At 68.9% G+C, this 22,992-nt stretch carries 25 protein-coding genes; 8 read left to right on the top strand and 17 right to left on the bottom strand.

Annotated elements, in window-relative coordinates; translation table 11 throughout:
• Positions 1-451: 451 nt before the first annotated feature.
• Entirely contained in the window at positions 452-1,912 is a 1,461-nt protein-coding gene (locus tag FSV73_RS12230) for a YdgA family protein (RefSeq protein WP_145008095.1), read from the bottom strand.
• Between the two features lie 273 nt (positions 1,913-2,185).
• On the opposite strand from FSV73_RS12230, the gene FSV73_RS12225 reads away from it, so the two are divergent.
• Positions 2,186-2,842: a nucleoside/nucleotide kinase family protein gene (locus FSV73_RS12225; protein ID WP_145008093.1), complete on the top strand. Its 657-nt coding sequence runs from the start codon at positions 2,186-2,188 to the stop codon at positions 2,840-2,842.
• Positions 2,843-2,886: 44 nt separating this feature from the next.
• Here FSV73_RS12225 and FSV73_RS12220 read toward each other — a convergent pair whose 3' ends face one another.
• The 3 genes from FSV73_RS12220 to FSV73_RS12210 all read right to left on the bottom strand — a co-directional run bounded on the left by FSV73_RS12220 (position 2,887) and on the right by FSV73_RS12210 (position 5,095).
• On the bottom strand, positions 2,887-3,420 hold the full coding sequence (locus FSV73_RS12220; RefSeq protein WP_145008091.1) for a DUF924 family protein: 534 nt from the start codon (positions 3,418-3,420) through the stop codon (positions 2,887-2,889).
• A 49-nt stretch (positions 3,421-3,469) separates the two neighbouring features.
• Positions 3,470-4,228 (bottom strand): SDR family oxidoreductase, encoded by a 759-nt coding sequence (locus FSV73_RS12215; RefSeq protein WP_145008089.1) that lies wholly within the window; start codon positions 4,226-4,228, stop codon positions 3,470-3,472.
• 231 nt (positions 4,229-4,459) lie between these two features.
• Complete coding sequence (locus FSV73_RS12210) at positions 4,460-5,095, bottom strand: glutathione S-transferase family protein (RefSeq protein ID WP_145008087.1); 636 nt, start codon at positions 5,093-5,095, stop codon at positions 4,460-4,462.
• A 76-nt stretch (positions 5,096-5,171) separates the two neighbouring features.
• Between FSV73_RS12210 and FSV73_RS12205 the strand changes: the two genes are divergently transcribed.
• The 3 genes from FSV73_RS12205 to FSV73_RS12195 all read left to right on the top strand — a co-directional run bounded on the left by FSV73_RS12205 (position 5,172) and on the right by FSV73_RS12195 (position 7,225).
• Positions 5,172-5,762: a TetR/AcrR family transcriptional regulator gene (locus FSV73_RS12205; protein WP_145008085.1), complete on the top strand. Its 591-nt coding sequence runs from the start codon at positions 5,172-5,174 to the stop codon at positions 5,760-5,762.
• A gap of 37 nt (positions 5,763-5,799) precedes the next feature.
• Positions 5,800-6,285, top strand: coding sequence for a GNAT family N-acetyltransferase (locus FSV73_RS12200; protein WP_145008083.1), 486 nt, complete (start codon positions 5,800-5,802; stop codon positions 6,283-6,285).
• A 70-nt stretch (positions 6,286-6,355) separates the two neighbouring features.
• On the top strand, positions 6,356-7,225 hold the full coding sequence (locus FSV73_RS12195) for a LysR family transcriptional regulator (protein WP_145008081.1): 870 nt from the start codon (positions 6,356-6,358) through the stop codon (positions 7,223-7,225).
• Between the two features lie 52 nt (positions 7,226-7,277).
• On the opposite strand, the gene FSV73_RS12190 is transcribed toward FSV73_RS12195, so the two are convergent.
• The 8 genes from FSV73_RS12190 to FSV73_RS12155 form a co-directional block, all read right to left on the bottom strand.
• Positions 7,278-8,504 (bottom strand): aspartate aminotransferase family protein, encoded by a 1,227-nt coding sequence (locus FSV73_RS12190; protein WP_145008079.1) that lies wholly within the window; start codon positions 8,502-8,504, stop codon positions 7,278-7,280.
• Between the two features lie 27 nt (positions 8,505-8,531).
• Complete coding sequence (locus FSV73_RS12185) at positions 8,532-9,818, bottom strand: TRAP transporter large permease (RefSeq protein ID WP_145008077.1); 1,287 nt, start codon at positions 9,816-9,818, stop codon at positions 8,532-8,534.
• Positions 9,815-10,309, bottom strand: coding sequence for a TRAP transporter small permease (locus FSV73_RS12180; RefSeq protein WP_145008075.1), 495 nt, complete (start codon positions 10,307-10,309; stop codon positions 9,815-9,817). Before FSV73_RS12180 ends, FSV73_RS12185 begins: the two co-directional genes overlap by 4 nt.
• A 3-nt stretch (positions 10,310-10,312) precedes the next feature.
• Positions 10,313-11,314 (bottom strand): TRAP transporter substrate-binding protein, encoded by a 1,002-nt coding sequence (locus tag FSV73_RS12175; protein ID WP_145008073.1) that lies wholly within the window; start codon positions 11,312-11,314, stop codon positions 10,313-10,315.
• Positions 11,315-11,422: 108 nt separating this feature from the next.
• On the bottom strand, positions 11,423-12,331 hold the full coding sequence (locus FSV73_RS12170; RefSeq protein ID WP_145008071.1) for an alpha/beta hydrolase: 909 nt from the start codon (positions 12,329-12,331) through the stop codon (positions 11,423-11,425).
• Positions 12,332-12,436: 105 nt separating this feature from the next.
• On the bottom strand, positions 12,437-12,739 hold the full coding sequence (locus tag FSV73_RS12165) for a HigA family addiction module antitoxin (RefSeq protein WP_145008069.1): 303 nt from the start codon (positions 12,737-12,739) through the stop codon (positions 12,437-12,439).
• Between the two features lie 85 nt (positions 12,740-12,824).
• The gene (locus FSV73_RS12160; protein ID WP_145008067.1) at positions 12,825-13,103 is read right to left on the bottom strand and encodes a type II toxin-antitoxin system RelE/ParE family toxin; all 279 of its coding nucleotides are present in this window, start codon (positions 13,101-13,103) and stop codon (positions 12,825-12,827) included.
• A 210-nt stretch (positions 13,104-13,313) separates the two neighbouring features.
• The gene (locus tag FSV73_RS12155) at positions 13,314-13,649 is read right to left on the bottom strand and encodes an I78 family peptidase inhibitor (protein WP_145008065.1); all 336 of its coding nucleotides are present in this window, start codon (positions 13,647-13,649) and stop codon (positions 13,314-13,316) included.
• 394 nt (positions 13,650-14,043) lie between these two features.
• On the opposite strand from FSV73_RS12155, the gene FSV73_RS12150 reads away from it, so the two are divergent.
• From FSV73_RS12150 to FSV73_RS12140, 3 genes are read left to right on the top strand one after another with little or no spacing between them, the layout of a single operon-like run.
• A complete protein-coding gene (locus FSV73_RS12150) occupies positions 14,044-15,507 on the top strand; it encodes an alginate export family protein (RefSeq protein ID WP_145008063.1) in 1,464 nt (487 codons plus the stop codon).
• A gap of 10 nt (positions 15,508-15,517) precedes the next feature.
• Entirely contained in the window at positions 15,518-16,750 is a 1,233-nt protein-coding gene (gene mhpT, locus FSV73_RS12145; protein ID WP_145008062.1) for a 3-(3-hydroxy-phenyl)propionate transporter MhpT, read from the top strand.
• Positions 16,743-17,987 carry a thiolase family protein gene (locus tag FSV73_RS12140; RefSeq protein ID WP_145008060.1) on the top strand — a complete coding sequence of 415 codons (1,245 nt, stop codon included), beginning with the start codon at positions 16,743-16,745 and terminating at the stop codon, positions 17,985-17,987. The genes mhpT and FSV73_RS12140 overlap by 8 nt, the downstream gene beginning before the upstream one ends.
• A gap of 256 nt (positions 17,988-18,243) precedes the next feature.
• Here the strand turns inward: FSV73_RS12140 and FSV73_RS12135 are convergent, their stop codons facing one another.
• From FSV73_RS12135 to FSV73_RS12115, 5 genes are all read right to left on the bottom strand, one after another.
• Positions 18,244-19,638 (bottom strand): sensor histidine kinase, encoded by a 1,395-nt coding sequence (locus tag FSV73_RS12135; RefSeq protein ID WP_145008058.1) that lies wholly within the window; start codon positions 19,636-19,638, stop codon positions 18,244-18,246.
• Positions 19,635-20,312 (bottom strand): response regulator transcription factor, encoded by a 678-nt coding sequence (locus tag FSV73_RS12130; protein WP_145008056.1) that lies wholly within the window; start codon positions 20,310-20,312, stop codon positions 19,635-19,637. Before FSV73_RS12130 ends, FSV73_RS12135 begins: the two co-directional genes overlap by 4 nt.
• A 78-nt stretch (positions 20,313-20,390) precedes the next feature.
• Positions 20,391-20,942, bottom strand: coding sequence for a chorismate mutase (locus FSV73_RS12125; RefSeq protein ID WP_145008055.1), 552 nt, complete (start codon positions 20,940-20,942; stop codon positions 20,391-20,393).
• Between the two features lie 885 nt (positions 20,943-21,827).
• Entirely contained in the window at positions 21,828-22,118 is a 291-nt protein-coding gene (zapA, locus tag FSV73_RS12120; protein ID WP_145008053.1) for a cell division protein ZapA, read from the bottom strand.
• On the bottom strand, positions 22,115-22,390 hold the full coding sequence (locus tag FSV73_RS12115; protein WP_145008051.1) for a hypothetical protein: 276 nt from the start codon (positions 22,388-22,390) through the stop codon (positions 22,115-22,117). The genes zapA and FSV73_RS12115 overlap by 4 nt, the downstream gene beginning before the upstream one ends.
• A 298-nt stretch (positions 22,391-22,688) precedes the next feature.
• Here FSV73_RS12115 and FSV73_RS12110 point away from each other — a divergent pair.
• Positions 22,689-22,992 (top strand): aminotransferase class I/II-fold pyridoxal phosphate-dependent enzyme (locus FSV73_RS12110; protein ID WP_145008409.1); only part of this gene is annotated, 304 nt, incomplete at its 3' end.

The raw sequence follows: 22,992 nt of genomic DNA, 5'->3' as shown, positions 1-22,992 counted from the left end.
TTGAGATGGCTCTATCGTCGAAGCCCAACGGTCAGCAGGTAGGGACGTTGTTGGGCTTCGCTGTGCTCAACCCAACCTACGCCAGCTACAGAACGTGCCAGATAGCCTCCTCTCCCCAGGGGAGAGGGCTGGAGTGAGGGGAGCGGCACCCAGGTGTTGGGCTTCGCTGCGCTCAACCCAACCTACGGGATGAGGTACGTTGGGTGGAGACGGCTCCCTTGTCGACGCCTAACGGTCAGCAGGTAGGGATATTGTTGGGTTTCGCTGTGCTCAACCCAACCTACACCAGCTACAGAAGGCGCCAGAGAGCCCCCTCTCCCCAAGGGAGAGGGCTGGGGTGAGGGGAGCGGCACCAAGGTGTTGGGCTTCGCTGCGCTCAACCCAACCTACAGGGTGAGGTAGGTTGGGTTGAGACGGCTCTATCGTCGAAGCCCAACAGCAGCACCATCCGCTAACGCTTCGGCGCCTTGCGCTGGGGTTGCGCGGGCGCTGCTGGCTGCGGGCGCTCCAGCAGCGCCAACAGCTGCTCCGGCGGGACCTCCTGGCCGTTGAGGGTCAGGCGGCCCGCCGCGTAGGCCAGGGTCGCCACCAGGTTGTCGCCCTCGGCCTTGAGCAGGCCGCTGTTCAGGCCGATGCTGGCCAGGGCTTCGGCGGTGGCGCGGGCCTGCTGCTGCAGCGCTGGCTGTGCACTGCCGGCGCCGGCCTGGAACAGGACGCCATCCACCAGGCTGCTGCGCGCAACCGAGAGGTGCGCGTCGAGACGGGACACCACCTGGGCCGCCAGTTGCTCAGGCGTCACCTCGAAGGTCGCGGGCTTGTCCAGCGTCAGGTCCAGACGCAGCTGGTTGCTGCCATTGGGCGTGTCGAGGCGCAGGTCGTCGATCACCAGCTGCGGCCGAGCGGCGAGGACATCGCTGAGGTGCTGCTGCAGAGTCGCCTGGGTGGTCGGGTCCAGGCCCGCCTCGGTGTCCAGCTGCAGGTGCTGCAGCAGGGTATTGAGCTGGGCGAGGGCCGGGCTGTCGAGATTGGCATAGCGTCCGCTCAGGCTCGCCTTGCCCAGGGTCTGGCCGGCGACGTCGAGCCGACCGAGGCTGGCCTTGAGCGTCCCGGACAGCTGCTGGCCTTGCTGCTGGGTATCGCTCTGCAACTGCAGGTCCCGCAGCTCCACCGTCGGCTTGCCGGGCATGGCCACCAGCAGGCGCGCCAGGCGCAGCTGGCCCGGGCCGAGCCAGAAGCCATCGGCGTTGCGGCTGTTGTCGCCGGTCAGGGCGAAGCCTTCCGTCTCCAGCTTGGCCCAGCCCTCGGGGGTACGGACATTCAGACTGAATTGCCCCACCGCGCCGTCCAGGCGCAGCTGGCGTGCCTCCAGGTCGGTACGGAAGGTGGCGTTCATTCCGGAGAAGGCCACGGCGCCCTGTGGCTGGTCCAGGTGCAGCGCGGCCAGGGTCAACAGGCCGTCGACGCCCTGGTCGTAGCCCAGGGTGGCGTCGAGTCGCACGGGCTCGACGCCCTTGGCCAGGGTGAAGAGGTCGGCGGTGAGCGGCGTGCGGGCCAGGGTGAAGCGATTTACCGCCATGACGGGCGTCAGCTGCAGGGACGTCAGGCGGGTCAGCGGGAAGGGCCCGTGCTGGATAGCGTCCTGCACCCGCAGCACCTCGACGGGCTGACGATCCTCGGCCTGCACGGTCACGCTGAAGGTGGCGGTGCTGCTGAACAGCCCGCGCTGCAGGTCGGTCAATTGGACCTGCAAGGGGTACTCGGGCAATTCCGCCTGCAGGGCCACCTGCGCCTGGCTGGCGGCCTGGCGCAATTCGCCTTCCAGCCGGCTGCCGGTGTACCAGGCGCCACCGACGCCGATGCCGACGGCCACCAGGGCCAGGCCGGCGAGGGTGGTGAGTAGCGGTTTCTTCATGGCGACAAGTCCCTTTGTAGGCAGCGCGGGGTGGCCCGCGGCGGATCGGTAGCGGAGTGTACGAGAGCGCCGGGCGGATGCCGAGGGGCGTGCGGCCCTCGCCCTGGTGGAGAGCAGCGGACTGTGACCGCTTTCCGGCGCCGCTCGCTGCGAGTCGACGGCTGCGCGGGTGGGTGCTAGCGTGCCGCGATTCCATTCTGCCGGAGAAGGCCTCATGACCGCCCCTGTTCGCTCGTCCGCTATCCACGTGGGTTCCTTGCCGAGGCTGCCGGCATGAGCAGTCAGCGTCCGGTAGCCGGCCTGCACCTTCCCGCCGAACTCCTGGCTCGCGCCGAGGCGCTGCTGGCTCAGCGTGGTCGCCGCCTGCTGGGCATTGCCGGCACCCCGGGTGCGGGCAAGTCGACGGTGGCCGAACTCCTGGCGGCGGCCCTGGGCGAGCGCGCCGTGGTGGTCCCCATGGACGGCTATCACCTGGCCAATCGCGAGCTGGCCCGCCTGGGTCGTGCCCAGCGCAAGGGCGCCCCGGACACCTTCGACGCCCGCGGCTACCGCGCCCTGCTGCAGCGGCTAAAGGCGCCGGTAGCGGGGGAGACCGTCTATGCGCCGCTGTTCGACCGCGAGCTCGAAGAGCCCATCGCCAACGCCATCCCGGTCCATGCCGAGACGCAGCTGGTGATCAGCGAGGGCAACTACCTGCTGCTGACCCAGGCGCCCTGGCACGATGTGGCCGAGGTGTTCGACGAGTGCTGGTACGTCCGCGTCGATCCCCAGGAGCGCCGCGACCGCCTGGTCGCCCGCCACATGCACTTCGGCCGCAGCCGCGTCGACGCCGAGGCCTGGGTGGAAAGCACCGACGAGCCCAATGCGCGCCTGATCGACGGCGACCGCGCGCGGGCGGATCTGGTGGTGGAGTGGCGGGACGCCCTATAGGTCGAGACCCTGGTTGCGCGCCGGGTGCTTTGAAAGAGGCTGTCCTAAAAGCCGCCACCTGCCTCCAGCCAGGCCTGTTCTTCCGGCGTATCCAGCCTGCCCAGTGCCCGGTTCCGATGGGGAAAGCGCCCGAAGCGAACGATGACCTCCAGGTGCGCCTGGGCATAGCGACGGTAGTGTTCGACGCCTAGGGCCTCGAACAGGGCGAGCGCGCGCTGCTGATCGGCCAGGACTTCGGAGTGCTCGAAGGGCAGATAGAAGAAGGCACGCAGCTCGGGTTCGATCTCGAGGTCCAGGCCGGCTTCGATCGCCTGGTCGGCATAGTGTAGCGACAAGCCATCGGTGGCGAAGGCATGGCCGCTGTGGCGAAAGATATTGCGCGGGATCTGGTCGAGCAGCAGGCACAAGGCCAGGGCGCCTTCGGCGGTATGTGCCCAGTCATCGAACTCGCGGCGACTGGCGGCGAAGTGCGCCAGCTCGAAACGTGTACGGCATTCGGCGTCGAAGGCAGGGCCGCCGTTGAACCATTTATGCCTGCCGGCGGTGTGCCAGAAGCTGACGATGTCTGTCGGGATCATCTGCGAGTACTCGTCAAGCGAAGGGGGCTAATCGGGTTCCACGTGAAACCTACCCTCTGCCTACGAACGGCATCTTGGTCGCCATCACCGTCAGCGTCTGGACGTTGGCGTCCAGCGGCAGGCTGGCCATGTAGCGGACGGCGTCGGCGACGTGCTTGACATCCATGCGTGGCTCCACGGCGGTGCTGCCGTCGGCCTGGAGCACGCCGTTGGCCATGCGCTCGGTCATCTCGGTGGCGGCGTTGCCGATGTCGATCTGGCCGCAGGCGATGTCGAAGGCGCGGCCGTCCAGGGCCAGGGCCTTGGTCAGCCCGGCCACGGCATGCTTGGTGGCGGTATAGGGCGCGCTGAAGGGTCTGGGTGTATGGGCCGAGATGGAGCCGTTGTTGATGATGCGGCCACCGCGCGGCGATTGCTCGCGCATCAGGGCGAAGGCGGCGCGGCTGCAGAGGAAGACGCCGGTGAGATTGGTGTTGACCGCCCGGTGCCAGGCGTCCAGTTCCAGCTCGTCGATGGGCACCGCCGGAGCGCCGACGCCGGCATTGTTGAACAGCAGGTCGAGGCGGCCGTAGGTATCGCGGATCCGGGCGAAGAGCGCCTCGACACTGGCGGCGTCGGTGACGTCGCAGGTCACCGCCAGGGCCTCGCCGCCCTGTTGACGGGCTTCTTGCGCCAGGGCCTCCAAGGGCTCGGCGCGGCGGGCGGCTAGGACCACGCGAAAGCCGTCCTGCAGTAGACCGAGGGCGACGGCACGACCGATGCCCTGGGAGGCACCGGTGACGAGGGCGATGGGGCGGACGGTGGTCATGGGCGATCCTGGTGGCGGAGGGGGTGCCCCAAGGCTAGCAGGTCGGGATGAGGTGAGGCAGGCGTCTGGCTGAAGTGCGGGGCGGCCCTCACCCTAGCCCTCTCCCAGGGGGAGAGGGGATGGTTGGATGTTCAGGATTAAGGTTCGTAATCAGCCGGCGAGTATGACGTCGTCGATATTCTTGCTGGCGGAAACGCGAAGTGATTGCCGCAAGGTCAGGGTTCGACTGCCTCAACGTAGCGTGAAGTCGGCCGGTACCAGGATCGCCTGGCCGGAGGGTCGCTCCCGCAGGCGGGTGAGATAGGCGGCGAGGCGCGGCCAGGTGGCCAGCCAGCGGGGTTCCGGCAGGCGCTCCAAATAGTCCAGCATCGGTGCCAGCAGGGCATCGGCCAGGCAGAAGTCGGGCCCGCAGAGGAAGACACTGTCACCCAATTGGCGATCGAGCACCGCCAGGGTCGCGCCGACCTCGGCGGCAGCGCGTTCATGCTCTACATCCGTGAGCTGGGGATCCGGCCGCGGGCCTGCGACGCGTAGCAGATAGCGGCGGATCAGGCGGGTATCCACCGTGGTGAGCAGGGCGCTGGTCCAGGCGTCATGCTGGGGATGGTCGGGAGCCTCGACAGCGGCGAGCAGGTGCCGATCAAGGTAGCGGCAGATGGCGAGGGTCTCGAAGACGTGGCGTTCGCCGTGCAGCAGCACCGGGACTTGGCCGAAGGGATGCAGCGCCAGATGGGCTTCGCTGCGCCAGGCGACTGGCTGCCCCGCTGGTGCGAGACCACAGGGCAGGTCCAGTCCCCGTTCCAGGCTATAGAGGCGCACGCTGCGTACCAGACTGCTGAACGCGGGACCGAAGAGATAGGGCGGCATGGGTCAGGCTCCTTGCAAAGAAGGCTGCATGCTGGCAAAGGGGACCTTATGTTCAAGAACATAATCTGGAGCAGTCATGGCCTGGCCCCTTGATCAACGCGAGCAGACTCGCCAACGCATCCTTGACAGCGCCGCCCGCCTGTTCGCCCTGAAAGGCTTCGACGCCGTCGGCCTCGACGAGCTGATGGCCGATGCCGGCCTGACGCGCGGTGCCTTCTATCATCACTTTCGCACCAAGACCGACGTCTACGACCAGGCCATCGGCCACGCCGCCCGGGTTGGCAGCGCCCGTCTCGACAGCCTCGGCGGTACAGGCCTGAGCCAGCTGATCGAGCACTACCTCAGCCGCGAGCATGCCGAGGGCGAGTCGCTGCGCTGTCCGCTGGCCTTCCTGGCGGCGGACGTCACCCATCGAGAGGTCGCCATCCGCGGCAGCTACACGCGCTTCTTCGACGGCTTCGTGCGGCGGCTGGAGCAGGATCTACTCGGCTCGGCGGCGCAGCGCCGGAGCCGGGCGCTGCAGCTGGCCACCACCCTGATCGGCGGCGTGGCCCTGGCGCGGGCGCTCGATGACGAGGATCTTGCCGAGGAGCTGCTGGCGGCCTGTCGCCAGGATGCTCACATCGGGCTGGCAGCGGAGGTGGATTTGGCAGGTTTGGCAGGCTAGGCGACACTGGTGCCTCGCCTTTCAGCCGGAGTCACCCATGCAGATTCGCCCCTTGACAGCCGCCGATTTCGACCAGGTCTGGCCAATGATCCAGCAGGTCGTCCAGGCGCAGGAGACCTACGCCTACGATCCCGACATGACCCGCGACGACGCCTGGCGCCTCTGGGTGGAGCTGCCGCGGGCGACCTTCCTCGCCGAGCGTGATGGCCAGATCCTCGGCAGCTACTACCTCAAGGCCAACGCTATGGGCCCGGGTGACCACGTCTGCAATTGCGGCTACATGGTCGCCCCCGCCGCCCGTGGCCAGGGCGTGGCCGGCGCCCTCTGCGAGCACTCGCTGCAGGTGGCCCGCGAGCTGGGCTTCCAGGCCATGCAGTTCAACTCGGTGGTGGCCAGCAACAGCGTGGCGGTACGGCTGTGGCAAAAGCATGGCTTCGAGATCGTTGGCACCCTGCCCAAGGCCTATCGACACGGGAGACTGGGGCTGGTGGATTGTTATGTGATGTATCGCTGGCTGGACTGACGGCGGCGCGTCACAACGGAACGCAATTTGCCTGACACAGCCTATCGCCCCGCTGTCACGAGTTCGCGCCATGCGCCATTTCGATACCGATGCCCTCGCTACCTTCATCGCGGTGATCGATCACGGCGGTTTCACGGCGGCGGCCGAGCGGATCGGCAAGACCCAGGCGGCGGTGAGTCTGATCGTCAGCCGGCTGGAGGAGCGGGTGGGCAAGCGGCTGCTGGAGCGCAGTCGCAAGGGGGTGAGCCTCACCGCCCACGGCGAGATCCTGATGGGCTACGCGCGGCGTATGCTGATCCTGGAGGACGAGGCGCTGTGCGCCCTGGAGTGCAAGCTGGAGGCGACGCGGGTGCGCATCGGCATGCCTGACGACTACCTGGACAGTCTCGGCGCCTGGCTGCTACAGACCTTCGCGGCGCAGCATCCGGAGATTCAGGTGGAGATCCTCTGCGACTTTTCCAAACGCCTGGAGCCCCAGGTGCAGGTGGGGGATCTGGATCTGGCTATCGTCACCCGCGAGGCTGGGCGTCCCAACGGCGAGCTGCTCTGCGCGGAGGCCCAGGTATGGTGCAGCGTGGTGGGAAAACGTCCGGAACGGGAGCAGGTGTTGCCGCTATCGCTGTTCGCCGACAGCTGTCGTGCGCGACCCGGCATCCTCGCGGCGCTGGACGAGGCCGGGCGGCCCTGGCGCATCGTCTCGTCGTCGTCGCACCTGCCCGGGGTGCTTGCCGCGGTGCGCCTGGGTGCGGCGGTGACGGTATTGCCGGCCTCGGTGGTCCCGGACGGCTGGCGCGTGCTGGGGGCGGCCGAGGGCTTGCCCCTGCTGCCGCAATTGGAGCTGGCGCTGCTGGTGCCGTCCGGGGCGCGGCTGAGCACCCGGCGGCTGGCCAATTTCATCCGCGATCGCTATCAGGAGCGGCAGCGCGCTGCGATCGCCTAAGCGTTGTCCGAACAGTCGCCGGGCGCAGGCATCGTTCGGACAAGTCCCATCCCTATGCCCAGGTCTGGGCCACCTCCGTAAAGGCCGCTTCCAGTTCCGCCAGGACAGCGTCGTCGTGGGCGAAGGTCAGGTACAGGCGGCCATAGGCGACCGGCATCATGAGTACGCCGCGGGCACGCAGGGCGAAGTGCAGGGCGCGGGTCCATTCGGCATCGACGCTGGTTTCGGCCTGGGCATAGTCGGCGGGCGCCTGGTCGCGGTTCCAGGGGGTGAAGACGCTGCCGTAGCCGCTGCTGGAAAAGGTCAGGCCCTTGGCGGCGAAGGTGCTGGCCAGCCGGGCGCGCAGGGTGTTGCCGCGGGCCAGCAGGGCGAAGTAGTCCTGCTGGACCAGCAGCTCGAGGGTGGCGAGCACTGCGGCGCAGGCTGGCGGATTGCCGCTGTAGGTGCCGGCGCGCACCACCTGGCCGCGCTCGAACAGCTCCATGATGGGCGGTTTGCCGAGCAGGGCGGCGACCGGAATGCCGCTACCGATGGCCTTGCCCACAGCCGCCAGGTCGGCGTCCACGCCTAGATAGTGGCCGGTAAGGCCGGCGTGCAGGCGAAAGCCCATCAGCACCTCGTCGAGGATCACCAGGGCGCCATTACGATGAGCGCGGTCGGTGACGTACTGCAGATAGCCGGGGGCTGGTTCCAGGCAGCCGGCATTGGCCAGCACCGGTTCCATGAGGATGGCGGCGATGTCGTCGTATTCGGCGAACAGTCGCTCCACGTCGGCGAAGTCGTTGTAGCGCAGCAGCAGCATGCCATCGCGCTCCGGACGGGCGCCGGTCATGCGCGCGGCCGGTGACTGGGCGTTGCCGAAGGCCACCGGGTCGTACCAGCCGTCGTAGGCGGCGGCGAATTTGACGATGCGACCGCGACCGGTGGCGATGCGTGCGGTGCGGCAGGCCAGGTGCACGGCCTCGCTGCCGGTGTTGAGGAAGATCACCTGCGACAGGTCACCGCAACGGGCGGCCAGGGCGGCGGCGGCGGCTTCCTCGCGAGCGTGGGCGAAGGAGGGCATGGGGCCTTCGGCCTGGGCCTGGGCGACCGCCTCCAGCACCGGGGGCGGGGCATGGCCGAGCAGGGTGGCGCCAAAGCCCATGGCGGTGTCGAGATAGCGTTGGCCGCGGTCGTCCCAGAGGTAGGCACCCGCGGAGCGGGTGACCCGGAAGGCGTGGCCCTGGAGATCGGGCAGGGCGCGTCCTGCGCTGGAGATGCCACCCACGAGAAAGGTCATGACGGAGGTACTCGGATTGCGGGTTGATCAGTAACCGAGCAGGCGGGGTAACCAGCCGCTCAGGGAAGGGAAGAGCACGAGCAGGGCGACGGCCACGGCGGTGGCGATCCAGAAGGGCACCAGGCGCCAGGAGACCTCGCCGATGGACAGCCGGGCGACGTTGCAGACCACGAAGATGTTGGTGCCTATAGGTGGGGTGAACAGGCCCCAGCCGAGGGTCACGGTGAAGATCAGGCCGATCTGGTAGGGCTCGAAGCCGGCGGCCTTGGCGATGGGCACTAGGATGGGCGCGAGGATGATCATGGCCGGGCCGAGGTCGAGCCAGAAGCCCACCACCTTGAGCGCTAGCACGATCATCAGCATGGTCAGCAGCGGACCGGTATGCAGATCGACGATCCAGCCGGCCACGGTATGGGGGACCTGCTCCACCGTGAGGATCCAGCCGAAGGGCATGGCCACCGCCATGATGATCATCACCGAGCCGGTGGTGACCACGGCTTCGTGGATCGCCGGCAACAGGTCGCGCCAGCGCAGTTCGCGATAGACCAGGGCGCCGGCGGCCAGGGCGTAGAGCACCGAGACGGCGGCGGCCTCGGTGGCGGTGGCGAAGCCGCTGACGATGGCGCCAAGCACCAGCACCGGCATCAGCAGCGCCGGCAGGGCGTAGCCGAGGTCGCGCAGCAGCTCGCGCAGTGGCAGGCGCTCGTCGACCTTGGGGAAGTTCTCGCGCACCCCGACCACATAGGCGGTGACCATGAAGGTCAGCGCCAGCAGCACGCCGGGGATGAGGCCGGCGACGAATAGTCCGCCGATGGAGGTGTTGGTCAGCACGCCATAGAGGATGAGGATGACGCTGGGCGGCACGATGATGCCCAGGGTGCCGGAAGCGGCGGTGACCGCGGCGGCGAAGGCGCGCGGATAGCCGCGTTCTTCCATGGCCGGGATCATCACCTTGGCCACCGCGCCGGTGTCGGCGGTGGCGGAGCCGGTCAGGCCGCCGTAGACGAAGGCGGTGGCCACGTTGACCAGGCCCAGGCCGCCGCGGAAGCGGCCGAGGAAGTGTTCGGCGATGCGCATGATGCGCCGGGTCAAGCCGCCGCGGTTCATCAGCTCGCCGGCCAGCAGGAACAGCGGAATGGAGCTCAGGGTGGCGGAATCGGCGCCGCGGATGGTCTGCTGGGCGAGCCAGGCCAGCGGCATGCTCAGGTCGCCCACCAGCAGGGCGACGATGCTGGCGCCGGCCATGGCCCAGACGATGGGGATGCCGGCCAGCAGCAGCACGATGAAGGCGAGGAACAGCGCGAGGACGGTCATGCCTGGGGCTCCCGACGGACACAGAGGCGCCACAGCCGCAGCAGGGCGATGACGGTGAGCATGGCGGCCGCGCTGACCAGCGCCAGGGTCATCAGGCCGGAGGGCCAGCGCAGCACCGGGGTCGGTACCCGCCCGGAGCGCTCCATCACTGCCCAGCCGCTGGTCAGCAGCCAGAGGCTGACGCCCAGCAGCACCAGGCAACCGAACACCTGCAGGGCGCGCTGACCGGCCGGCGGCAGGAGCAGCAGGACGCCGACGAAGCGCACGTTCTCGCCACGCAGCTCGGCCAGTACGCAGCCGATGAAGGTGACCCAGACGAAGCTCAGGGCGGCGATCTCGAACGACCACTCGAAGCCGGGTAAATGGAAGTAGCGCGCCACCACCCCGCCGGTGATGGCGCCGAAGGTGGCGAGGAACAAGAGGACGCCCACGGCCTGCAACAGGCGCTCGGGCCGCGAGGGACGGTGCGGGACGTGGGTCGGATCGCTCATGACTCAGCGGGCCTCGCGCGCGGCGCTGCGGGTCTGGTCGACGAAGGCCTGGCCCCATTCACCGGCGAAGCGGGTGTAGACCGGATCGACCAGGGCCTGGAAGGGCGCGCCGTCGACGCTGTTGACCTGCACGCCCTTGGCCTTGAGTTCGGCGAGGACCTTGGCGTAGGTGGCGTCCAGCTGGCCGCGATACCAGGTCACGGTGTCCTGCGCCGCCTTGCGCAGCGCCGCGCGCTGGGGCTCGCTCAGGCCGTCGTAGGTGTCCTTGTTCATGAACCAGTAGTTGGCCGACCAGATGTAGTTGGACAGCGACAGGTACTTGGCCACCTCGAACCACTTCTGGTCGTAGAAGTCGCGCATTTCCGGCTCGACGCCATCCACCACGCCGGACTGCAGGGCGCTGTAGACCTCGCCGAAGGGGATCGACTGGGCCAGGGCGCCGAGTTGCTTGAGGGTGGCGAGGATCACCGGATTCGGCGGCGTGCGGATCTTCAGGCCGGCGAGGTCGGCCGGGGCGACGATGGGATGCTTGCTGTTGGCGAACTGGCGGAAGCCCGAATCCAGGGCGCCCAGCAGCACGTAGCCGTGGTCCTGGCCGAGGTCCAGCAGGGCCTTGCCCTGGGGACCATCGAGGAAGGCGTGGACGTTGGCCGCGTCGCGGAACAGGAAGGGCAGGGAGACCACGTTGAGGCGCGGATCGATGGCGTCCACCGCGCCGCCCAGGCCGATGTCGATGGAGCCGTTGCCGACACCCTCGGCGATGGGGCCTTCGTCACCGAGCTGGCCATCGGGGAAGACCTTGACGGTCAGCTCGCTCTTGGACTCGGTCTTGAGCTCTTCGGCGAAGCGCTGCACCGCCTGGTTGATCAGGCTGTCGCTGCTGGAGGCGTGGGCCAGGCGCAGGGCGCGGGCGGCGGAGGCGCTCTGCAGGTCGAGCAGACCCAGGGTGGTGGAGAGGGCGATGGCGAGCCAGCTGAGGCGCGCCCGGGTCCGGCGTTGCGGCATGGTGCTGCTCCTGAAGGAGGGTGCCGGAAGTGGCGCCCCTGTTCAGGGATACTGCCAAGCTTTGCCGCGGCGCTGGATAAAGATGCGTAATGCTGGGATAAGCGGACCTCAGAAGGTCCCGTGCTCCACCACCCAGCGCAGCGAGGCCGGCAGCATTGGGCCATGGCCGAGGCCGGCAAGCGTTTCGTAGCGGAGCGCGAGGCCCGGGATGCGGCCGAGGCGCTCGGCCAGGCGCTGGGTGGCGTCGGCGGAGACTTCGCTCTGGAAGTGGGCGGGCAGGTCGCGCTCGGCGCTGCCTTGCAGCAGGAGCAGGCGGGCCGGGTGAGTCTTGAAGCGCTGCCGGAGTGATTCATCGTCCTGCGGCAGCACGGTAGGGCTCCACCACAGCGAGGGGCTCACGGCGTAGCCCTGGGCAAAGGCGTCGGGGCGGGTGAGCAGGGCGTGGAGGACGAACAGGCCGCCCAGGGAGTGACCCCAGAGCGCACGCTGGCGGCGGTCGAGGGGTACCTGACGCGCTACCGTCGGCTCCAGGCGGTCGAGTAGCCAGGCGAGGAAGACGTCGGCACCGCCGGTGCGCATGTCGCGAAAGCGTTCGCTGGTGGGCGCGGAGGGGGTGTAGTCATAGGCGCGGCCCGGACCGTCGATGCGCTTGCCGCCGGCATAGCCCACCGCGACCAGCACCGGAGGGTGCGGACGGCGGGCCAGTTCGTCGAGCAACTCGGCGTCCAGGCCGCCCAGGGCCGCGTTGCCATCGAGCAGGTAGAGTACCGGATAGCCCGCCGTCGGCGCCGGGGTAGCGGGCCGGGCGATCCATACCTGGTAGTGGCGGGCGCCATCGGCGGAATCCAGCTGCACGTCGCTGAAGGCATAGCTGTGGCCGGGCTGTTCGAGGACGTGGGTATCCATCGGCTGGTCGATGGGGCGGGCCTGGCCGGAGGTGGCCAGGGCCAGCAGCAGCGGCAAGGCCAGCCAGGTGCTCAGGGACACAGGGCAGAGCGAGAACGGCAACAAGGACATCGGCGAACAAGACTCATTTCGGTGTGAGCCAAGCAGCCTACCGGGCTCCGTGCGCGGTCGCCATACTGGCGAGGTGTCTTCGCGGCAAGATCAACCGGCCCTAGGTCAGGCGACCTTCAGGGGTTTTACCTGCGCACGAATCTGTTCACCCTTCGCGATCTCCGCCACGCGCAGTTCATAGGTAGCCTGCAGGTTTACCCAGAAACCAGGGGTAGTCTCGAAGGCTGCGGCGAGCCGTAGGGCCATATCGGCAGTCACCCCGCGCCGTTCAAGCACGACGTCATTCACCGTAGGAGCCGAGACGCCGAGGGCTCGAGCCAGGGCGGAGGCGCTGATACCCATGGGAGCCAAATACTCTTCCCGCAGGATCTCGCCGGGATGAACCGGGCGCATTCCGTTGGTCAGCATGGCGTTACCTCCATTCATTGTGAGCGAGCGTAGGATGTGACGTTTGCATCTGCCTGCCCCCGGAGCCGGCACGTGGCCGATGCTCCTAGTGGTAGTCGACTATTTCCACATTGATCGGCCCCTGCGCAGTCCATTCGAAACAGAGGCGCCACCGGTCGTTGATACGGATGCTGTACTGGCCCTTGCGGTTGCCATCCAACTGCTCCAAGCGGTTGCCAGGCGGTGACCTGAGGTCTTGCAGCGCTAACGCCTCATTCAGCATCGCCAGCTTGCGCGTCGCCACCTTGGCTATCTGGCTCCACTTCCGATTTTGCCCTGTCGTAAATAGCTCTTCGGTATCGCCGCAGCGAAAGCTTCGAATCATCTCGCCTCCTTGCGCGACTCATCGAAAAGTATCTTAACGAGTAACGTTAAGCGTTTCAATTGCTAGCTGGAAAGGAGAGACCAGCGCGGCGCCCGCGTTTCGATCACCTGCTAGGGCGGTGCGACTGGCTCGGTAACCGGGTAGGTCTAGGGACGCGACGAGCGATACGTGCAGGCCATCAGCTCGTCGCGGCGCCGGGCATGGACTGGATCAGCCGCAGGTAGCGGTCTGCACCACCAGGCTGGCGCTGGTGGTAATGGTCAGGCGCTGGGAGTTGAAGTCCATGGTCATGGGGTCCTGCGGGCGCACCACGCGGACCACCTGGGCGCCGGCGCGCTGCCGGCCTTCCTCGGCCAGCGCCGGGGAGAGCGCCTTGCCGACCAGATCCTGGACCGCATCGGAGTTGCAACGGCCGCTGCTGCTGACGGCGCCACTCGGGGTCGAGGGGGCCGCTGCCGGACTGTCCTGGGTTTCGTGCGAGCCGCAGCCGGCCAGCAGGGTGAAGAGGGCGGCACCGGCCAGCAGGAGAGGGGTCTTGAAGCTCATGAGTTCGCCTTATCGATCGTGAGAGAAGGAACCTTAACCCGTACGGGCCTCTGCATGGACCCCTCAAGGGCGGGCATTGTTACAAATCGCGAGCCAGCCGACCTTGGCGGCCGGTCAGCTTCCACCAATAAAGTTAATAAATATAACGTTCGGTAATCGGTCAAATCGGGGTGGGGAGGCTTGATCCATTCTGGCCATGGACCATCATCGGACCAGGGCTGCATGGCCCCCTACGGTGACGACAACAACAAGAAAGGAACACCTGTCATGACGTCTCGCTCCTTGCGCTATCCGCTCGCTCCTACCTCCCCGCCGACCGTCCGATCCGTGCCCATTCGGCACTGATCCCCGCGCCCCGAGGCGCTTTTTTCCCCTTTGCCAGGACGGTCACTCCATGTCTCTTCCGCGCTCGCCCCAGGCCTGCGCACGGGCTCGCTCGTGCCTCGCCTTCGCTTCACTCGCCTCCCTGCTGGTCAGCCAGGGGGCCTTCGCCGCGCCTTCCACCACCCTGGAAAGCGCCCGGCCCAAGCCGCTCAACAGCCTGGAGGCGGCCCGCCCCTTGCCGCCCGGGCCGCCGCGCTGGGCGGAGGACTATCGCTTCCTCGACGATCCGCAAAAGCGCACCGATCCCTTCGATGAGTTGCGCTACCAGCGCCTGGGGGAATCGGCCTGGCTGCAGACCGGCGGCGAGGCGCGCTATCGCTTCGACACCATCCGCAATCCGGTCTTCGGCCGGCGCGGAGTGAATACCGATCACTACATCCAGCAGCGCCTGCAGCTGCACGCCGACCTGCACCTGTTCGACGATGCCCTGCGTACCTTAGTCCAGGTAGAGAACACCCGCGCCTGGAACAAGGCGCTCTATGGCCCCTACGACCAGAGCCGCACCGAGCTGCACCAGGCCTTCATCGACCTCAACACGCCGCTGGCCAGCGGCAAGCTGATGACCCGGGTGGGGCGCCAGGAGCTGGGCTATGGCAACCAGGCCTTCGTCACCTACCGCGACGCCCGCAACATCCGCCTCAACTTCGACGGGGTGCGCCTGGCCTGGACCCGTCCGGACGGCTACCGGCTGGACGCCTTCGGCCTGAGACCCGTGGTGACCGGCGAGGACAGCTTCGACGACGGCTCCAACAACGCGGTCAAGTTCTATGGCCTCTATGGCACCCTGCCGCTGGCCGGGCCGCTCAAGCTGGATGTCTACGGCTTCGGCCTGGAGACCGACCAGCGCACCCTCGACGGCCTGACCGGTGCCGAACAGCGCTATACCGCCGGCATTCGCCTGTTCGGCAGTGCCGGCAACTGGGACTGGACCTGGGACCTGGCCGGGCAGGGCGGACATCTGGCCGGGGCGCAGATCCGCGCCTGGGGCCTGAGCAGCGAGACCGGCTATCGCCTGGCTGGCGCCTGGAAACCCCGGCTGGCGCTGCGGGTGGACGCGGCCAGCGGTGACCACGGCCTGGGCGACGACCGCGTCAGCACCTTCGACCCGCTCTTTCCGAAGAACGGCTTCTATGGCGACTCCGGCCTCACCACCCTGGCCAACCTCTATCTGGTCGGCCCCTTGCTGACCCTGGCGCCGCGACCGACCCTGCAGCTGGAGAGCGGCCTGTTCGGCGTCTGGCGGCAGAGCACCGAAGACGGCGTCTACCTGCCGGGCATGACCACGGTGCCGGGCACCGTCGCCAGTTCGGCGCGCAAGACCGGTACCCTCTGGCGCAACAACCTGCGCTGGATGCCCACCGCCAACCTGACCCTGGACCTGGAGTACAGCTACTTCGAGGCTGGCGCCGCCGTGCGCCAGGCCGAGGGCGACGACACCAGCTTCCTGATGGTCGCCACCACCTTCCGCTACTGAGGAGTCCGCCATGCGCCTGCTCTCGACCGCCCCGCCCGGGGCCCGCCTGACCCTCGTGCTGTGCTTCATCGTCGCCCTGCTGGAAGGCATGGACCTACAGGCCATGGGCATCGCCGCCCCGGCCATGGCCAAGGCCTTCGGCTTCCAGCCGGGGCAGATGGGCCTGGTGTTCAGCGCCAGCATTCTCGGCCTGCTGCCCGGGGCCTTCATCGGCGGCTGGTGCGCCGATCGCATCGGTCGCAAGCGGGTGCTGATCGCCTGCGTGCTGATCTTCGGCGTCTTCTCGGTGGCCACCGCCCATGTCTGGAGTCTGGAGAGCCTGCTGCTGGCGCGGCTGCTCACCGGCATCGGCCTGGGCGGCGCCCTGCCGAACCTGATCGCGCTGTCCGCCGAATCGGTGGACGAACGCGCCCGGGCCACGGCGGTCAGCCTGATGTACTGCGGCGTGCCCCTGGGCGGCGCCCTGGCGGCGGTGGTGGGACTGTTGGACGTCGGCCGCTGGCAGACGGTGTTCTATGTCGGCGGCCTGGCGCCGCTGTTGGTGGCGCCGCTGCTCGGCCGCTACCTGGTGGAGACCGCCGGCTTTTTCCGCGGGCGTGGCGCCGCTCAGGCCGCGGGGACACGCGGGGCCTGGTTGGGGGCGGTGCCGCTGTCGACCACCCTGCTGCTGTGGCTGGGCTATTTCTTCACCCTCACGGTGATGTACCTGCTGCTCAACTGGCTGCCCTCGCTACTGGTGGGGCAGGGCTTCAGCCGGGGCCAGGCGGTGGGGGTGCAGATCCTCTTCAACCTCGGCGGCGGCATCGGTTCGGTGCTGTTCGGCCTGCTGATGGATCGCTGGCGGCCGCGGCTGACGGTGCTGGCCATCTACCTGGGCATCCTGCTCGGCCTCGCCGGGTTGGGCCTGGCCAAGGCCTATCCGCTGGTGGCCCTGGCCGGTTTCGCCGCCGGGCTGTTCGTGGTCGGTGGCCAGCTGGTGCTCTATGCCCTGGCGCCGCAACTCTACCCGGCGGCGGTGCGGGCCACCGGCACCGGCGCGGCGGTAGCCGTGGGTCGCCTGGGCGCCATGGCCGGGCCGCTGCTCGCTGGCCAGGTGCTGGCGGTGGGAGGCGGGGCGGCGACGCTGGTGCTGGCCACCACCCCGGCGGTGCTGGTGGCGGCGGGCGCGGTGCTGGCCCTGCTGCAGCGGCGGACGGCGGTACCGGTGGCTACCTCGAGTGCGGAGGCACCCGGTCATGCCTAATGGCCTGAGTGCGCTGTACGAGGATGTCCTGCTGCTGGATGGCGTGCGCACACCCTGGACCGACCTGAATGGCGCCCTGGGCCAGGTCTCGCCCACCGACCTGGGCATCGCCGTGGCCCGGGCGCTGCTGGCGCGCGGGCATGACGCCGGAATGGTGGATTCCGTGCTGGCCGGCTGCGTCGCCCAGGCCAGCTTCGATGCCTATCTGTTGCCGCGCCACATCGGTCTCTATGCCGGGGTGCCCGAGGCGGTGCCGGCGCTGCTGGTGCAGCGTGTCTGCGGTACCGGCCTGGAGTTGCTACGCCAGGCCAGTGACCAGTTGCAGAGTGGCCAGGCCAGCCGGGTGCTGTGCGTGGCGGCCGAGTCCATGACCCGCAATCCCATCGCCGCCTACACCCATCGTAGCGGCTTTCGCCTCGGCGCGCCGGTGGAATTCCACGACTTTCTCTGGGAGGCGCTGAAGGATCCGGCGGCCGGGCTGGACATGCTCGGCACCGCGGAGCGGCTGGCACAGCGGCATGGCCTGGACCGGGAGGATGTCGATGCCTGGGCGCTGCGCAGTTTCGAGCGGACCCTGGCGGCCCAGCGCCAGGGCTGGTTTCGCGAGGAGATCGTGCCGGTGGCAGCGGCGCGCTTCGAGGCTGAGGGCCTGGCGCCACGGGAGTTGCGCCTGCCGCGGGGCTGCGCGGTGGTGGAGCATGACAGCCATCCGCGGGAGACCTCACGGGAGGCCCTGGCGCGGCTGACGCCGGTGCATCCGGGCGGGGTCCAGACCGCTGGCAACAGCTGCGCGGTGACCGATGGCGCCGCCGCCGTGCTGCTGGCGCGCGGCGTGGACGCCGCACCCGCGCAGGCGCTGGCCTGGGTGCGCGGTAGTTGCGTGGTGGGGGTGCCGCCGGACGTGATGGGCAGCGGCCCGGTGCCGGCCATCCAGGGCCTGCTCGAGCGTGCCGGCCTGCCGCTGGAGGCCATCGACCGGCTAGAGATCAACGAGGCCCAGGGCGCTCAGGTGTTGGCGGTGCAGCGCGCCCTGGAGTTGGATCCGGCCCGCCTGAACGTGCATGGCGGGTCCATCGCCCTCGGCCATCCGCTGGCGGCTACCGGCCTGCGCCTGGCCATCACCCTGGCCCGGCAACTGCGCGCGGAAGGGCTCAGGTATGGGGTGGCGGCGGTGTGCATCGGCGGTGGGCAGGGCATGGCGGTGTTGCTGGAGAATCCGCAGTGGCGGGGGCGTTAGGGTTTTCGCCTGGGGATGTTGGGCTTCGCTGCGTTCAACCCAACCTACGAGGGTGAGGGGGCGCGTTGGATTGCTCTCTCTCCCTCAGGGAGAGGGTTGGGGTGAGGGGGTAGGCTCTGGCCTGTTGGGCTTCGCTGTGCTCAGCGCCAACCTACGAGGGTGGGGGCGCGTCGGATTACTCCCTCTCCCTCGGGGAGAGGGTTGGGGTGAGGGGATAGGCTCTGGTGTGTTGGGCTTCGCTGCGCTCAGCGCCAACCTACGAAGCCTCCGCCGGCGGCACGGCCAGCGGCGGGAAATGGATGGCTACGCGCAGGCCCTGGCCGCTGGCCGGGGTCGCCAGTTCGATGCCGGCGTCGTGGGCGGTGGCGATGTCGCGGACGATGGCCAGGCCCAGACCGGTACCGTGGATGCCGCTGTCGAGACGATAGAAGCGCTCGAAGATGCGGTCGCGCTCGGCCTCGGGAATGCCCGGGCCATCGTCTTCGACCTCCAGGACGGTCGCGCCGGCCTGGCCATGCAGCCGTACCGTGACCTGGCCACCCCGGGGGGTATACCTCAGGGCATTGTCCACCAGGTTGTCGAGCAGGTCGCGCAGCTGGAAAGCGTTGCCCAGCACCGTGTGCGGCTCCAGTTCGTAACCCAGGTCGATGCCATGGCGGTCGGCCTCGGCCAGCTGGCTGGGGATGGCTTCGCCGATCAGTTCGTCCAGGCGCATGGGGCCACGGGGTGGGCTTTCCAGCCGGGCGGTGGCGGCGCGGGCCAGGGTGAGCAGCTGGTTGGTCTGGCGGGTCATGCGTTCGGTGGCGGCCTGGAGTTGCGCCAGGGCGGCGGCGCTTTCGGCATCGCCGGCATGGCGCTGGCGCAGCCACTGGGTCAGGGTGCTGATGCCCGCCAGCGGGGTGCGCAGCTGGTGGGCCATGTCGTCGAGGAAGGCACGCTGGTTGCGCGCGCCCTCGCGGATACGCAGCAGCAGGCCGTTGAGCGCGGTGACGAAGGTGCCCAGCTCACGCGGGGCACCCTCTTCGCGCAGGGGGGCGAGGTCATCGTAGTGACGGCTGTCGAGCTGGCGCTCCAGGCGCTCCAGGGGTTTCAGGCCGCGGCGCACCGCCCAGAGCAGCTGGGCGGCGATGAGCAGGGCGACGAGGATCTGCACCACCACCAGGGTCAGCACCATGCGCTGCAGGGCCGCGGTGTGGCGACTCAGGGTCTGGGCGACGCTGGCCACCACCGGCTGGCCGGCGACGTTGCCCAGGCGGCCGACCATGAACACCGAACGGTCGTTGATGCGGGCGCGCAGGGCGGTGGTATGGCCGTCGCGCATCTCCTCGGTGATCTCCTGGACCGGCATGGCGGCATCGCCGAACAGCAGCCGGCCGTCGAGGGAGCGGACGGCCAGCCAGACGTGATCATGGCTGTTGTGGCGCAGCAGGTACTCCACCTCGGTAGGCAGCCACAGCCTGCCGTTGCCATCCATTTCCAGCTGTTCCAGCAGCAGCACCGCGGAATCGGTGAGGTCGCCATCCAGGGCACTGAACGCCGGCTTGCGAGCGAACTGATAGCTGATCACCGCGCCCCCGAGATTGACCAGCAGCACCGGCAGCACCAGCCATTTCAGCAGGCGCCGGCGCAGGCTGGGCGCGGCAGGGGTCATGGCGTCGCCTCCTCCAGGCGATAGCCGAAGCCGCGCACGGTGCGGATGCCGACACCGGAGTCGGCCAGTTTCAGGCGCAGGCGCGAGACATAGACCTCCACGGCGTTATGGGTCAGGTCTTCGCTGCCCCAGGGGGCCAGGGCGTCGATGATCTGCTGCTTGGAGACCACCTTGCCGGCCTGGCGCAGCAGGTGTTCGAGCACCGCCCATTCCCGGGCCGAGAGGTCCAGCGGCGTCTCGCCGAGGCGCGCCTGGTGGGCGGCGGTGTCGAGGCGCAGCGTGCCGAGGGCCAGGTCGGCGCTGTTCTGGCCACCGGCGCGGCGGGCCAGCGCCTTGATCCGGGCCACCAGCTCGGGCACGGCGAAGGGCTTGACCAGGTAGTCGTCGGCGCCCACCTCGAAACCGTGCACCCGGTCGTCGATGGCGTCGCGGGCGGTGAGCAGCAGCACCGGCTGGTCGCTGCCACGCTGGCGCAGGCGGCGGACCACCTCGAAGCCGTCCAGCCCGCCGGGCAGGCCGATATCCAGCACCACCACGGCGAAGCGGGTGGTACGCAGCCAGGCGTCGGCCTCGGCGCCACTGCGCAGCAGGTCGACCTGCATGCCATGGCCTTCCAAGACGCGGCGGATGCCGTCGGCCAGGGTGGTGTCGTCCTCGACGAGCAGGATATGCATGGGGAGTCCTTAGCGTCCGGTGATCCCGGGCATTTGTAATGCAGTGTGGCCGATGCGCAGCGGATTATGAACAGGCGCTCAGCGGGGCAGGGCGCAGAAATCGCCCAGCGCCCGCAGCAGCGCCAGGCGGTGGAGGGCGTCGGGCTTGGCCGTGGCGAGGTGAGCGGCCAGGGCGCGGTCGAGCTGGGCAGGGCAGTCCTTGGCCGTGCGCAGGTCGCCGGTGGCGGCGAGCCCGGCGAGCAGCTGGGTCTGCAGGGTGTCGAGGCGGGTCCTGAGTCCAGCCAGGTCCGGCGTGGTCGCCGGTAGCGGTTGGGTACCGCGGCGCCAGGCGTCGAGCAGGCCGTATTGCACCAGTTTGTTGGCTTCCATCTGGGCAGCGAAGAAGGTCTGGGCGGTGGCTGGGCTTACGCCGGTGCCCTTGGCGGTCTGGCCGACGCTGTCGAGCACCTGGTGCTCGCGGACCTCGTCCAGCACCGGCTTGCCCGTGTCGTGCTTGCTGCGGGCGACCTGGTCGGCCACCGCCAGCCGCTGGGCCATGGCATCCAGCAACGCGGGCAGGGGCGCCGGGGCGGCCTGGGCGCCCAGGGCGAGGCTGAGCAGGGGAATGGCGAGCCAGCGAATACCCGACATGACGACCTCCAGGGCAGCGGAAAGGGCTCCGAAGCTCGCACGGGGCGGCGAAGGGGTCAAGATGGCCGGGGCAGGGCGGTTGGTTGCGGGGTGTGGGGTAGGCGCGGGGTAGGTAGGTGGAGACGGCTCCAGCGTCGAAGCGCAAAGCAGCGGAGGCGAATGCACGTGGGCGGTTTCCAGTGAAGCGGTTCCCTCACCCCAGCCCTCTCCCAGAGGGAGAGGGGGCGGAGCGCGGCTGGTGGGTTCTGGCGTAGGTTGGGTTGAGACAGCTTTATCGTCGAAGCCCAACACGGCGGAGTCGAGCCTATGCCGGTGGCTGCGCGCGTAGCGGTTCCCTCACCCCAGCCCTCTCCCAGAGGGAGAGGGGGCGGAGCGCGGCGGGTGGGTTCTGGCGTAGGTTGGGTTGAGACCGCTTTATCGTCGAAGCCCAACACGGCGGAGTCGAGCCTATGTCGGTGGCTGCGCGCGTAGCGGTTCCCTCACCCCAGCTCTCTCCCAAGGGGAGAGGGAGCAGAGCGCGGCTGGTGGGTTCTGGCGTAGGTTGGGTTGAGACAGCTTTATCGTCGAAGCCCAACACGGCGGAGTCGAGCCTATGCCGGTGGCTTCGCGCGTAGCGGTTCCCTCACCCCAGCCCTCTCCCAAAGGGAGAGGGGACGGAACGGCGCGGGTGCCGTGCCGCCGTGGATGAGGCTACGCCGTCATCCACCCTACGGAGTCGAACGCAGGCGGGGGTTCTGGCGGAGCGCGTGAGCTTCGTAGGTTGGGTTGAGACAGCTTTATCGTCGAAGCCCAACACGGCGGAGTCCAGCCTATGCCGGTGGCTTCGCGCGTAGCGGTTCCCACACCCCAGACCTCTCCCAAGGGGAGAGGCGGCAAAGCCAGGCCCTAGCCTTCCTGCGCGGCCCGTACCTCGGCGGTCAGGGCCTGGAGGCGGGTGTCGAGGGCGCTCAGGGCGCCGGCGTCGGCGGCGGTATCCAGGCTCAGGCGCAGGGCGGCCAGCACCAGCAGCTCGGTGGCGTCACCGCGGCGGCGGTCGCCCTGGATGGTGACCAGTTCGTCGCGCAGGCGCGCGGCGGCCTGTTGCAGGGCGGCGCGGTCGCCTTCGGCCACCTTGAAGCGGTAGCGGCGACCGAGCACCTCTACCTCGTCATCGGCGCCCGGGTTGGCGCTCTTCACTCGACGCTGGCCGCGTGGCGTTGCTCGGCGTCGGCGGCTACCGCCTGCTCAACCGACTGCGCGGACAGCAGGGCCAGCAGGCCTTCCACGCGCTGGCGGGTGCCGGCGCCGGCTTCTTCCTGCTCCAGCAGACTCAGTTGCAGGGTGTCGTTTTCCTCGCGCGCGGCGGCCAGGGCCTGCTCCAGTTCCTGGGTGCGGGCGGTCAGGCGCTGGTTGCGCTGCAGCAGGTCGCGGATCGCGGTTTCCAGTTCGCTCAGGGTCTTGTCCAGCATGGGCGCGGTCGTCTCTCGTGTCAGGTTCGGGGCTGCCGCGGGCGGCAGGGACTGCATTCTAGGCTGCCGGGCGACCATCGGCACCCCCTGCGTCGCGCGCTAACCCCTTGTTTTGCCAAGGGGTTCACGAGGGTGGCGAGAGAGCCGACCGGCTGTCAGGCAGTTGTCAGGTTGCGCTAAGGGGGCCGTAAGGCAGTCCCCCTTAGCCTGGGCTCATCGCGTCGGGTGTCCATGCCGGCGCCCCCTCTCCGGATGAGCCGCCATGAACGATCTGTCCCAGAGCTCCGCCCCGCGTCAGCTGGACGAGCCTTTCCTGCCGTTCTCCCGCCCGAGCATCGGGGTCGAGGAAGTGGCCGCGGTGAGCCAGGTGCTCACCTCGGGCTGGATCACCACCGGGCCCCAGGCCAACCTGCTGGAAGAGCGCTTCGCCGCCTCGGTGGGCGCGGCCCATGCGGTGGCCCTGTGCTCGGCCACCGCCGCCATGCACGTGACCCTGCTGGCGCTGGACATCGGCCCGGGCGACGAGGTGATCACCCCCTCGCTGACCTGGGTGTCGACCGCCAACATGATCACCCTGATCGGCGCCACCCCGGTGTTCGTCG

The organism is Pseudomonas oryzihabitans (assembly GCF_007665395.1).
GTDB classification, from domain to species: domain Bacteria; phylum Pseudomonadota; class Gammaproteobacteria; order Pseudomonadales; family Pseudomonadaceae; genus Chryseomonas; species Chryseomonas psychrotolerans_C.
Note: the sequence above shows the minus strand (reverse complement) of the source record. Positions and strands in the feature narration are given on the sequence as shown.

Excerpts from the sequence above, each read along its gene's own strand:
- FSV73_RS12230 (WP_145008095.1), bottom strand. The coding sequence starts at position 1,912 with ATGAAGAAACCGCTACTCACCACCCTCGCCGGCCTGGCCCTGGTGGCC.
- FSV73_RS12225 (WP_145008093.1), top strand. The coding sequence starts at position 2,186 with ATGAGCAGTCAGCGTCCGGTAGCCGGCCTGCACCTTCCCGCCGAACTC.
- FSV73_RS12220 (WP_145008091.1), bottom strand. The coding sequence starts at position 3,420 with ATGATCCCGACAGACATCGTCAGCTTCTGGCACACCGCCGGCAGGCAT.
- FSV73_RS12215 (WP_145008089.1), bottom strand. The coding sequence starts at position 4,228 with ATGACCACCGTCCGCCCCATCGCCCTCGTCACCGGTGCCTCCCAGGGC.
- FSV73_RS12210 (WP_145008087.1), bottom strand. The coding sequence starts at position 5,095 with ATGCCGCCCTATCTCTTCGGTCCCGCGTTCAGCAGTCTGGTACGCAGC.
- FSV73_RS12205 (WP_145008085.1), top strand. The coding sequence starts at position 5,172 with ATGGCCTGGCCCCTTGATCAACGCGAGCAGACTCGCCAACGCATCCTT.
- FSV73_RS12200 (WP_145008083.1), top strand. The coding sequence starts at position 5,800 with ATGCAGATTCGCCCCTTGACAGCCGCCGATTTCGACCAGGTCTGGCCA.
- FSV73_RS12195 (WP_145008081.1), top strand. The coding sequence starts at position 6,356 with ATGCGCCATTTCGATACCGATGCCCTCGCTACCTTCATCGCGGTGATC.
- FSV73_RS12190 (WP_145008079.1), bottom strand. The coding sequence starts at position 8,504 with ATGACCTTTCTCGTGGGTGGCATCTCCAGCGCAGGACGCGCCCTGCCC.
- FSV73_RS12185 (WP_145008077.1), bottom strand. The coding sequence starts at position 9,818 with ATGACCGTCCTCGCGCTGTTCCTCGCCTTCATCGTGCTGCTGCTGGCC.
- FSV73_RS12180 (WP_145008075.1), bottom strand. The coding sequence starts at position 10,309 with ATGAGCGATCCGACCCACGTCCCGCACCGTCCCTCGCGGCCCGAGCGC.
- FSV73_RS12175 (WP_145008073.1), bottom strand. The coding sequence starts at position 11,314 with ATGCCGCAACGCCGGACCCGGGCGCGCCTCAGCTGGCTCGCCATCGCC.
- FSV73_RS12170 (WP_145008071.1), bottom strand. The coding sequence starts at position 12,331 with ATGTCCTTGTTGCCGTTCTCGCTCTGCCCTGTGTCCCTGAGCACCTGG.
- FSV73_RS12165 (WP_145008069.1), bottom strand. The coding sequence starts at position 12,739 with ATGCTGACCAACGGAATGCGCCCGGTTCATCCCGGCGAGATCCTGCGG.
- FSV73_RS12160 (WP_145008067.1), bottom strand. The coding sequence starts at position 13,103 with ATGATTCGAAGCTTTCGCTGCGGCGATACCGAAGAGCTATTTACGACA.
- FSV73_RS12155 (WP_145008065.1), bottom strand. The coding sequence starts at position 13,649 with ATGAGCTTCAAGACCCCTCTCCTGCTGGCCGGTGCCGCCCTCTTCACC.
- FSV73_RS12150 (WP_145008063.1), top strand. The coding sequence starts at position 14,044 with ATGTCTCTTCCGCGCTCGCCCCAGGCCTGCGCACGGGCTCGCTCGTGC.
- mhpT (WP_145008062.1), top strand. The coding sequence starts at position 15,518 with ATGCGCCTGCTCTCGACCGCCCCGCCCGGGGCCCGCCTGACCCTCGTG.
- FSV73_RS12140 (WP_145008060.1), top strand. The coding sequence starts at position 16,743 with ATGCCTAATGGCCTGAGTGCGCTGTACGAGGATGTCCTGCTGCTGGAT.
- FSV73_RS12135 (WP_145008058.1), bottom strand. The coding sequence starts at position 19,638 with ATGACCCCTGCCGCGCCCAGCCTGCGCCGGCGCCTGCTGAAATGGCTG.
- FSV73_RS12130 (WP_145008056.1), bottom strand. The coding sequence starts at position 20,312 with ATGCATATCCTGCTCGTCGAGGACGACACCACCCTGGCCGACGGCATC.
- FSV73_RS12125 (WP_145008055.1), bottom strand. The coding sequence starts at position 20,942 with ATGTCGGGTATTCGCTGGCTCGCCATTCCCCTGCTCAGCCTCGCCCTG.
- FSV73_RS12115 (WP_145008051.1), bottom strand. The coding sequence starts at position 22,390 with ATGCTGGACAAGACCCTGAGCGAACTGGAAACCGCGATCCGCGACCTG.